13 protein-coding genes are annotated in these 9,441 nt (G+C 68.2%); 8 read left to right on the top strand and 5 right to left on the bottom strand.

Features of this window, described 5'->3' with window-relative positions; genetic code table 11:
* Nucleotides 1–57: 57 nt before the first annotated feature.
* The gene (locus tag LCY71_RS21505; RefSeq protein ID WP_263654212.1) at nucleotides 58–192 is read left to right on the top strand and encodes a DUF7128 family protein; all 135 of its coding nucleotides are present in this window, start codon (nucleotides 58–60) and stop codon (nucleotides 190–192) included.
* A gap of 111 nt (nucleotides 193–303) precedes the next feature.
* Here the strand turns inward: LCY71_RS21505 and LCY71_RS16915 are convergent, their stop codons facing one another.
* The gene (locus LCY71_RS16915; protein ID WP_225334316.1) at nucleotides 304–732 is read right to left on the bottom strand and encodes a DUF5796 family protein; all 429 of its coding nucleotides are present in this window, start codon (nucleotides 730–732) and stop codon (nucleotides 304–306) included.
* A 93-nt stretch (nucleotides 733–825) separates the two neighbouring features.
* Between LCY71_RS16915 and LCY71_RS16910 the strand changes: the two genes are divergently transcribed.
* The 6 genes from LCY71_RS16910 (at nucleotide 826) to LCY71_RS16885 (ending at nucleotide 5,354) form a co-directional block, all read left to right on the top strand.
* Nucleotides 826–1,686 (top strand): shikimate kinase, encoded by an 861-nt coding sequence (locus tag LCY71_RS16910; RefSeq protein ID WP_225334315.1) that lies wholly within the window; start codon nucleotides 826–828, stop codon nucleotides 1,684–1,686.
* On the top strand, nucleotides 1,683–1,970 hold the full coding sequence (locus LCY71_RS16905; protein ID WP_225334314.1) for a chorismate mutase: 288 nt from the start codon (nucleotides 1,683–1,685) through the stop codon (nucleotides 1,968–1,970). The genes LCY71_RS16910 and LCY71_RS16905 overlap by 4 nt, the downstream gene beginning before the upstream one ends.
* Nucleotides 1,971–2,132: 162 nt before the next feature.
* On the top strand, nucleotides 2,133–2,363 hold the full coding sequence (locus LCY71_RS16900; protein ID WP_225334313.1) for an AF_0619 family ribbon-helix-helix protein: 231 nt from the start codon (nucleotides 2,133–2,135) through the stop codon (nucleotides 2,361–2,363).
* A 9-nt stretch (nucleotides 2,364–2,372) separates the two neighbouring features.
* Nucleotides 2,373–2,789 (top strand): PIN domain-containing protein, encoded by a 417-nt coding sequence (locus LCY71_RS16895; RefSeq protein ID WP_225334312.1) that lies wholly within the window; start codon nucleotides 2,373–2,375, stop codon nucleotides 2,787–2,789.
* Between the two features lie 243 nt (nucleotides 2,790–3,032).
* Entirely contained in the window at nucleotides 3,033–3,716 is a 684-nt protein-coding gene (locus LCY71_RS16890) for a haloacid dehalogenase type II (RefSeq protein WP_225334311.1), read from the top strand.
* A gap of 69 nt (nucleotides 3,717–3,785) precedes the next feature.
* Nucleotides 3,786–5,354 (top strand): FAD-dependent oxidoreductase, encoded by a 1,569-nt coding sequence (locus tag LCY71_RS16885; protein ID WP_225334310.1) that lies wholly within the window; start codon nucleotides 3,786–3,788, stop codon nucleotides 5,352–5,354.
* 9 nt (nucleotides 5,355–5,363) lie between these two features.
* Here LCY71_RS16885 and LCY71_RS16880 read toward each other — a convergent pair whose 3' ends face one another.
* Nucleotides 5,364–6,044, bottom strand: coding sequence for a carbonic anhydrase (locus tag LCY71_RS16880; protein WP_225334309.1), 681 nt, complete (start codon nucleotides 6,042–6,044; stop codon nucleotides 5,364–5,366).
* Between the two features lie 111 nt (nucleotides 6,045–6,155).
* On the opposite strand from LCY71_RS16880, the gene gfo6 reads away from it, so the two are divergent.
* The gene (gene gfo6 / locus LCY71_RS16875) at nucleotides 6,156–7,250 is read left to right on the top strand and encodes a D-xylose 1-dehydrogenase Gfo6 (protein ID WP_225334308.1); all 1,095 of its coding nucleotides are present in this window, start codon (nucleotides 6,156–6,158) and stop codon (nucleotides 7,248–7,250) included.
* 111 nt (nucleotides 7,251–7,361) lie between these two features.
* On the opposite strand, the gene LCY71_RS16870 is transcribed toward gfo6, so the two are convergent.
* The 3 genes from LCY71_RS16870 to surE all read right to left on the bottom strand — a co-directional run bounded on the left by LCY71_RS16870 (nucleotide 7,362) and on the right by surE (nucleotide 9,430).
* Entirely contained in the window at nucleotides 7,362–7,571 is a 210-nt protein-coding gene (locus LCY71_RS16870) for a heavy-metal-associated domain-containing protein (protein ID WP_225334307.1), read from the bottom strand.
* An 87-nt stretch (nucleotides 7,572–7,658) separates the two neighbouring features.
* Nucleotides 7,659–8,582: a DMT family transporter gene (locus LCY71_RS16865; RefSeq protein ID WP_225334306.1), complete on the bottom strand. Its 924-nt coding sequence runs from the start codon at nucleotides 8,580–8,582 to the stop codon at nucleotides 7,659–7,661.
* 56 nt (nucleotides 8,583–8,638) lie between these two features.
* Entirely contained in the window at nucleotides 8,639–9,430 is a 792-nt protein-coding gene (gene surE / locus LCY71_RS16860; RefSeq protein WP_225334305.1) for a 5'/3'-nucleotidase SurE, read from the bottom strand.
* Between the last annotated feature and the right edge of the window lie 11 nt (nucleotides 9,431–9,441).

Here is a 9,441-nt window from a genome sequence, read left to right as displayed (position 1 = left end):
TTCGCGTTTAGCCGCTCCGGAGTAACGCATATGACCGTGGCCGTCACAACCTATCACATGGTCGTGCAAACGGAGCGGGACGAGATGACCTGGTACAAGTGCGAGCACTGCGGGCTGATGTTCGACGACCAGAGCGACGCCCGCCAGCACGAGGAGAACTGCGACGCCGAGGACCCCTCCTACATCCAGTAACCGCCGCCTCGTCTCCGCTCGTCCAGTCCCGTACGGACTGTTTCCGTCCGAGCCCGGTACGACCGCCCGGCCGCGGGGCGGTCGACCAGATAACGGCGACAGCAGTCCGTACTATTCCGGTGCGACCAGCTCGAAACTGCGCTCGCCAAGCTCGTCCTCCTCGAAGACGAACACGCGCCCGCGGACCGTCTCGTGGTCCACGTCGACGCTGACGCGCATCTCGCTGTCGGACACGACGACCCCGGGAAACAGTTCGTCGGACTCGCCGTCCTCGAGGATGACCCGGCCCACGCCGGAGTCCTCGAGGATGTCGTCGTGGGTGTTCAGGTCGTTGACGTAGACCAGCACGCCCTGCGTGTCGCTGGGGTCGGTCACGAGGACGTGGACGTCCTTGCCCGGCCCCGTGGTGATCTCGCCCGTCACCTTCTGCGGGACGCCGCGGTAGAACGCCTCGCGGCCGTCGTTGTACTCCACGACGACGCCGTCCTCCCGTAGCTCTACCCCCAGCGTGTCCGGCGGGACGTCACTGCGGTGGCTCATCGTCGGGGGTTGCGCGGGCGGGGCCAAAAGGGCGCCGTTCGTGGCCGAGCGCTACCGCCACAGGTAAATACCGGCGGGCGGGACTGTGACCTGATGCAGGGGAAGGCAGCGGCTCCGGCGGCCGGGGAGGTCCTCAACGCGCTGGCGACCCACCGCGGGTCGGCCTTCGCCATCGACGAGTACATCTACGCCACCGTCGACCTCTTCGAGGACGACGAGGGCATCGAGGGCCACGTCGAGGGCCACCCCGACGCGGACACCGAACTCATCGAGACCTGCGTCGAGTACGTGCTGGACGCCCACGCCGACCCCGAGGTGGACGGCGCCGTCGTCCGCACCGAGAGCGACGTGCCGATGGCCTCCGGGTTGAAATCGAGCAGCGCGGCCGCGAACGCGACCGTCATGGCCACGCTGGACGCGCTGGACAAGACTGACCGAATGACCCGGGAAGACATGGCCCGGTTGGGCGTGATGGCCGCCCGCGACGTCGGCGTCACGGCCACGGGGGCCTTCGACGACGCCTCCGCCTCTATGCTCGGCGGCGTCACCGTCACCGACAACGACGACGACGAGCTGCTCGCCCGCGAGGAAGTCGACTGGGACGTCCTCGTGTGGACGCCCCCGGAGCGGGCCTACAGCGCCGACGCCGACGTGACGCGCTGCGAGCACGTCGCTCCCATGGCCCGCCTGGTCGAGGACCTCGCGCTCGACGGTCAGTACGAGCGCGCGATGACCGTCAACGGGCTGGCCTTCTGCGCCGCGCTGGGCTTCGACGCCGAACCGCTCGTCGAGGCCATGCGCCAGGTTGAGGGCGCCTCGCTGTCCGGCACCGGCCCCTCGTTCGTCGCCGTCGGCGACCGGCCGGCCCTGGAGCAGGTCCGCGAGTACTGGGACCAGCGCGACGGACGCACCCGGCTGACGACCACGCAAACGGAGGGAACGCACACACTATGACAACGAACCCCGAGGAGATGAGCCTGGACGAACTGCGCGAGGAGATCGAGACCATCGACCAGGAGATCGTCGAGAAGATCGCCCAGCGGACCTACGTCGCCGACACCATCGCGCAGGTCAAGGAAGAGAAGGGGCTCCCGACCACCGACGAGGCACAGGAGCAGGCCGTCATGGACCGCGCCGGCGAGAACGCCGAGCAGTTCGACGTCGACGCCAACCTCGTGAAGGCCATCTTCCGGCTGCTGATCGAGCTGAACAAGGTCGAGCAGCGCGAGAGTCGGTAGCCGAAACTGACCTTCAGAGGCCTTCTTGCGCGAACTACGTGTTGGATTTCTCTTCCGATAGTTGCGCTATCATTCGTCGGTAGACCAACGGGAATCCACCGCTCGGCGACACTCGGTGGTTCACCGAAAAACACAGTATTCTGTGTGTCCGTAGTTCTCTGTATGCCCAGTATCACCGTCAACGTCGACGACGACCTCAAAGACCGTATGGAGGAACATCCGGAGATCAACTGGAGCGAGGTCACTCGGCAGGCGATTCAGGAGAAGATCGAGACGCTCGAAGTGATGGACGAACTCACGTCCGGCAGCGAGATCACCGAGAGCGACGTCGCCGATATAGCCGACAAGATCAACGAGAGCGCACGCAAGCACGTCGAGGAGCAGTCGGGGTAGCCTCGACGAATGAAGCTGGTCGTCGATGCCAACGTCGTCATCTCTGCGCTCATCGCAGACTCGAAAACCCGCGAACTCGTCGTTACGCTCGAACCCGACCTCCTGACGCCCGAGCTCGTCCACGACGAAATCGAGAACTACGATGAGCTGATCGTCGAGAAGTCGGGTATGACTCCGGATCGAGTCACACAGTTCATCGATCTCCTCTTTCAGTACATCGAGGTCGTTCCCGCCGAGGAGTTCTATCCGCACATCGAAGAGGCCGACACAGCGATCGGTGAGACTGATCCCGACGACGTGCTATATGTCGCGTGCGCCCTGGCCAAGGACGCAGATGTCTGGAGCGACGACGCTGATTTCGACGAACAATATCTCGTTGAACGATACTCGACGAGCGATGTGATCGACTCGTTCGACACGCTCTAGCCGATCGGAGCAACCGTCTGTGGAGTACTATACCCCACTTATAAACTATCGTCTATAGACGCCCTATATGTGCCGAATTCGGTGGAACAGGTCTGTGACACAACACTACTTTCACGAGATTCCAGTATGGATTTCAGCTACCTGAACAAGGTCGAGCAGCGGGAGAGTCGCTGAGGACGCGGCACACCGGACCGGGGTACGCCGCGACCCAGTATACTTCGCCGCTCGGCCCCTCGTTCCCGTATGGCACTCGATTCCGACGCGGTCGAGGCGGTCGCGTTCGACTCCTACGGGACGCTCGTCGACGTGATGGCGATCCAGGAGGTGCTCGGCGAGTACGTCGACTCGCCGGAGCCGGTTGCGAAGCTCTGGCGGAACCGCTCGCTGGGCTACGCGATGGTCGGTAACGCCATCGAGGAGTACGACTCCTTCTTCGAGATGAACCGCCACGCCCTCCGGTACGCCGTCGAGACGCTCGGCGTGGACGTGAGCGAGGCCGAGCGCGAGGAGATCCTCTCGACGTTCGCGGAGCTCCCGGTGTTCGGCGACGTCCACGGCGGCCTGGAGCGGCTGAACGAGCGGGGCTACGACTGCTACGTCGTCTCGAACGGCAGCGAGGACATGCTCGAGACGATAGTCGACCAGGGGGATCTCGGCGACCTGATCGCCGACACCGTCAGCGCCGACGAGGTGGCGCAGTTCAAGCCGGACGCGGAGCTGTACCGCCACGCGGCCGACAGGATCGGGACGGAGCCGGAGGACGTCTGCTACGTGGCTGCGGGCTGGTGGGACGTGCCCGGCGCGGTCCACGTCGGCATGCAGGGCGTCTGGATCAACCGCCAGGACACGCTCTGGGGCCCCTACGAGACGGAGCCGGACCTGACGATCGAGTCGATAGACGAACTGGCCGACGAACTCGCGGAGTGATCCGCCCCGTCGTCGGGACATCTATTGGATACTCAATAGTTCTAATGGCCCGGAGTCCGAAGCGTGACCATGGCGTTCGACATCTCCGGGTCACCGCTCCCCGACCACGCGATGTCGTACTGGGTCGACTCGACGGAGCAGCCCTCCTACCCCCGGCTGACCGAGGCGATCGAGGCCGACGTGGCCGTCGTCGGCGCGGGCATCGCCGGGGTTTCCACCGCGGCGTTCCTCGCGGAGGCGGGCCGCGACGTCGCGCTGCTGGAGGCCGACCGTGCGCTGCGCGGGACGACCGGGCACACGACGGCGACGGTGACCGTCGGCCACGGGCTGCGGTACCAGTACCTGATCGACGCCTTCGGCGAGCGGAGGGCCCGCCTGTACGCCGACGCCAGCCGGACCGCGCTGGAGGAGGTGACCCGGCGCGTCCGCCGCGAGGACGTCGACTGCGAGTTCACCCCCGCGGCCGCGTACGTCTACGTCACCTCGGAGGACGACCGCGAGAAAGTACAGCAGGAGGCCGACGCCGCCCGGCGCCTCGGCCTCGCCGCGTCGTACGTCGAGCAGGCCCCCGCGCCCGTCGACGCCGTCGCGGCCGTCCGGTACGCTGACCAGGTCCACTTCCACCCGCGGGAGTACCTGCTGGCGCTGCTGGAGACGTTCGAGCTCGAGGGGGGTCGCGTCTACGAGCACAGCCGGGTGACCGGGATCGAGACGGGGTCTCCCCACGAGCTCCGGACCCGCGACGGTCGGGTGCGGGCCGACGACGTGGTCGTCGCGACCCACTTCCCGTTCTACAGGCGATCGCTGTACTCGATGCGGATGCTCCCCAGTCAGGCGCCCGTCCTCACCACGGACGTCGAGGGCGAGCCCCCAGAAGACATGTACGTCAGCGCCGGCCCGGACGCACACTCGTTCCGACCGATTCCGACCGACGACGGGACGATGCTCCTCGTGGAGGGGGACAGGTACCCGACCGGGATCGGCGGGGACACGACGGAGCTGACCCGCCAGATCGAGTCGTGGGCGACGGAGGCGTTCCCCGTCGAGTCGGTCACCTACCGGTGGACCGTGCAGGACTACGAGACCCTCGACCGCGTCCCCTGCGTCGGGTCGATCGACCCGTTCTCGGACGGCGTCTACGTCGCAACCGGCTTCGGCGGGTGGGGGATGACCCACGGAACCGCCGCCGGCCTCCTCCTGAAGGACCTGATCGTCGGCCGCGACAACCCCTGGGCGGAGCTGTACGATCCCAACAGGCTCCCGACGGCGGCGCTCAAACGCCTCCCGACGGTCGGCCGGACGACGATGAAACAGCGGTCGAAGGGCAAACGGAGCCTCCAGAGCGGGGATACGGCCCCGGACCTGCGTCCCGGCGAGGGGCAGGTCGTGAACCTCCACGGACGGACGCTCGGCCTCTACCGCGAGGACGACGGCGCGTGGCGCGCCGTCGAGGGCACCTGCCCGTACAGCGGCTGCACGCTCGTCTGGAACGGCGCCGGCGAGAGCTGGGACTGCCCCTGCGACGGCTCGCGGTTCACGATCAGCGGGTCCGTCATCGACGGGCCCGCACAGGCGGGGCTCGACCGGGTGCCGCTGGCGGTCACGCGCCGCGACGAGCGGACGGCGCGGGAGGCCTGACAGCCGGTATCAGTACTCCCAGAGGCGGTCGATCCGGGTCTCGATCTCGGGGAACTCACCGCGCAAGGCGTCGACGTCGGTCTCGCCCTCGACGTTGATCACCTGCACCTCGCCGCGTCGGTCCGAGTAGACGTCCTGGAAGTCGTAGACGACGCCGGCGACGTCGACCTCGTCGGGAACGTCGTCGCTCTCGCGGAGGAACTGGACCTGCCGGTCGACGTTGTACTCGACGAGGCGATTGACCGCGTCGGACCGATTCAGGCCGTCCGGGAGGGCCTCGGCCCCGTCCGCGAGGTGCGAGCCCAGCAGGTCGATGCAGTGTTCGATCCCCGGGGCGTCGGACACGTCGCCGGTCAGCGCGTCGTGGGTCGCCGTGACGGCGCCACAGCCCGTGTGCCCGACGACGACCGCGAGTTCCGTCCCCGTGTGTAGCAGGGGGTAGAGGACGTCTCCGGAGACGACCTCGCCGTCGGCCGTCCGCTGGACGACGCGGTTGCCGATGTTCCCGCAACTGAAGATGCGGCCGGGCTCGTCGTTGTTCCAGATGCTGTCCTGGAGGACCCGCGAGTCCGAACAGCAGACGGTGACGGCGACGGGGTGTTGCGCCTCCTGTACCCCGTCGAACCGGTCTCCGAAGGCCCGTGCGTGCTCGGCGTTTCGCTGGATCAGGTCGACGAACGACTCGTCCATGGCGCGGAGTGTTCGCGCCCGCGGTTCATTCATGTTACCCCTGCAACTGGACGGTACCGGACAACTAACCGGGAGGAAAGCCCGACTTCGGTCGGTCCGAACCGTACGTACATGACGGTCGACGTCGACCAGTACTTCAGAGAGGAGTTCACTCGCCGCGACTGGCAGACCGTCGAGGAGGGGACCGTCCGCATGGCGGTCGTCGGCCTCGGCGGGTTCGCGCGGAACCGCGCGCTGCCGGCGATCAGGGACGGCGACTTCACCGAGCTGAGCGTCCTCGTCAGCGGGTCGCCGGACAAGGCCGCGTCGCTGGCCGACGAGTTCAACGCGGAGACGGTCCTCGACTACGAGTCGTTCACCGACGGGGACGCGACCGACGAGTACGACGCCGTCTACGTCGCCACGCCGCCCGCCTACCACGCCGAGTACGCCGTCGCCGCGGCCGAGTTCGGCAAGCACGTGCTCTGCGAGAAGCCCCTCGCCGCAGACTCCGAGTCCGGCGAGCGGATGGTCGCGGCCTGCGACGACGCCGGCGTTATCCTGATGACCGCCTACCGCCTGCGGACCGAGCCGGCGCTGCGGCGGATGCGAGAGGCGGTTCGGGACGGCGTCATCGGCGAGCCCGTCCAGATTCAGTCCGGGTTCACGTCGAAGGTGCTGGAGGACGTCGGCCCCAACACCTGGCGGCTCGACCCGGAGATCGCCGGCGGCGGGGCGCTGATCGACCTCGGGGTCTACCCGCTGAACACCAGCCGCTTCCTCCTCGGGACCGAGCCCGTCGCCGTCCAGGCGGAGACGTACTCCTCGGGCCCGCCGTTCGACCGGGTGGACGAGCACGCCAGCTTCCTGGTGACGTTCCCGTCGGGCGTGACGGCCGCCTGCGCCGCCAGTTTCGACGCCCAGCGGGACAACTTCCTCCGGGTGCTCGGGACCGACGGGCTGATCCTGTTGCGCGAGCCGTTCAGCGGGACCGTCGCCCAGGAGATCGTCATCGAGCGAGGGGACGCGCGCACCCAGTACACGGGCGCGGCGATCGACGAGGTCCGCGAGGAGTTCGACTACTTCGCGCACTGTGTGCTCGCCGGGACCGTCTGCGAGACGGACGGCGAGGCCGGTTGCACCGACCTCCGCATCGTCGACGCCGCCTACGAGGCCGCCGAGACCGGCGAGCGGGTGTCGCTGGACCTCGACTACAGTAGAACGTGACACTATCTACACATCGAAGGGACCCCGGGACCCTTCGAGTGTGTCAGTGCGTTCAATTTCTACTACAGCCGCCGGGCGACGCGACCCCGCGGGAGAACCAGTCGGACGCGGTCAGGCGACGACCTCGTAGCCGGCATGGTCGACGGCGCTCTCCAGCGTCTCGTCGTCGACGTCGTCCCCTAGGACGACCTCCACCGTGCCCGACTCGTGGTCGGCCTCGGCGCTCTCGACGCCGTCGGTGCTCTCCAGGGCGTTCACGACGTTCTGCTCGCAGCCGTCGCAGGACATGCCGGTCACGTCGAGGGTCTCCGTCTGCGTCATGTCTCGTCCTGCGTCACGGACGGGAATCACCCTTGCGCCGAACGCCCGTCGCCGGGAGCCGGGCGCCGCGTCGGCGCTGGTACCGCTTCACTCCGCCCGCTCGTCCGTGACGCGGAGCCCGGTCAGTTCCGCCCGCAGCGCCTCGCGCTTGACGAGGACGAAGCCGACGAGGATCAGCGCGAACCCGACGGCAGTGGCGATCGTGGGTCGCTCGTCGAGGAAGAGGAGGCCGGTCGCCGCCGCGACGACCGGCGCGGCGTAGGAGACGAGGTTGATCTCGATCGGTCCCAGCCGTTCGAGCAGGTCGAAGTAGATCAGGAACCCGACGGCGCTCGCGACGACGGCGAGGTAGCCCAGCGCCAGGAGCGCGTCGGCGGTCCACTCGACGTCGGCGACGGACTCGGCCATGGCGACGCTGATCCCGTGCATCAGACCGGCGCCCAGCAGCATCGACCACGCCTCCATCGTCTCGATGGGCAGGTCCGTCTCGACCCGCCGGGTGAGGACGCTCCCGAGGGCGAAGGCCGCCGCGGCGAGGAAGACCAGCGAGAGCGAGACGGTCCGCTCGTTCAGGAGGTTGTTCGGGTCCGGATCGCTCAGGACGCCCACGCCGACGAACCCGATCAGGAGGCCGACCAGACCGACCGCGGTGAGTCGCTCCTCGGGCAGGAACGCGCGGGCGAACCCCGTGGTGAGCACCGGCGAGAGGCTGACGACGATGGCCGCCGCGGCGCTGGTCGTCTCCTGCTCGCCGACGAACAGCAGCGCGTGGTAGGCCGCGATCATGAACGCGCCGCCGATCGCCACCTCCAGCCACTCGTCGCTCGTCCGGGGTCGCCAGCGGTCCGTGGCGACGGCGGCGTAGGCCAGCACGAGCACGCCGGCCAGATCGTAGCGGAAGGCGGCGAACAGCACCGGCGGGAAGAACTCCAGCCCGACCTTGATTGCGGTGAAGGCGCTACCCCAGGCGATCGCCAGCGCGACGAAGCAGATCGCGTTCCTGAATCGCATCGGATGACAGCGTGCCGTGGCCGCCCGGGACCCTTAACCGGCCCGATACCGGTCGCTCAGTCCGCCCCGTAGCCGTCCGCGAGTTCGTCCAGCGCGTCGTGATGTTGACAGGAGTGGGGCGCGGTCAGCGGCGAGACGCTCACCTTGCCGTCGACCACGGCACGCCGGTCGGTCCCCTCCGGATCCGGGATGTCGCCTTCGGCCATCCGCTCCCAGATCCGGTCGTGCAAGGTCACCGTCTCGCCCTCGCGCTCGGCGTCCATCTGGTAGACCCGGGAGGGCTCGGTGACGACCATCTCGGCCGGCCCCCAGTCCGCGACGGGCGCGTTGACGTTGAGGTAGTCGCAGCAGTCGAAGACGCCCGCGCCAAGCGCCTCGTCGGCGAGGTAGCGGGCGGCCCCGGTCGCCTCTGCGTAGCTCTCGTAGTCGGCCTCAACCTCCGCGAAGGCCGCGTCTTCCCGGACCGGGATGTACATCGAGACGGCGATGGCCGGCACGTCGAAGAACGTCGCCTCGACGGCCGCGCTGACGGTGCCCGAGCGCCCCAGCACGTACGCGCCGAGGTTGGCCCCGCGGTTGCACCCCGCCACCACGAGGTCGACGTCCGGGACCAGCGACTCGACGCCCGCGACCACGCAGTCCGCCGGCGTGCCCTCGACGGCGTACCCCAGGTCGTACTCCCGGACGGCCACCTCGCTGGAGATGGCCCGCCCAACCGCGCTCTGGTCGGACATCGGTGCGACCGCGGTGACGTCGCCCACCTCCTCGAGGGCGTCGTAGAGGGCGCGGAAGCCGACGCTCTCGATGCCGTCGTCGTTGGTCAGCAGGATGACCGGCTCCTCGTCCATGGCGGGTCTGG

The organism is Halomicrobium urmianum (assembly GCF_020217425.1).
GTDB lineage: Archaea > Halobacteriota > Halobacteria > Halobacteriales > Haloarculaceae > Halomicrobium > Halomicrobium urmianum.
The sequence above is the reverse complement of the archived record's forward strand: the minus strand, read 5'-3'. Positions and strand labels throughout refer to the sequence as shown.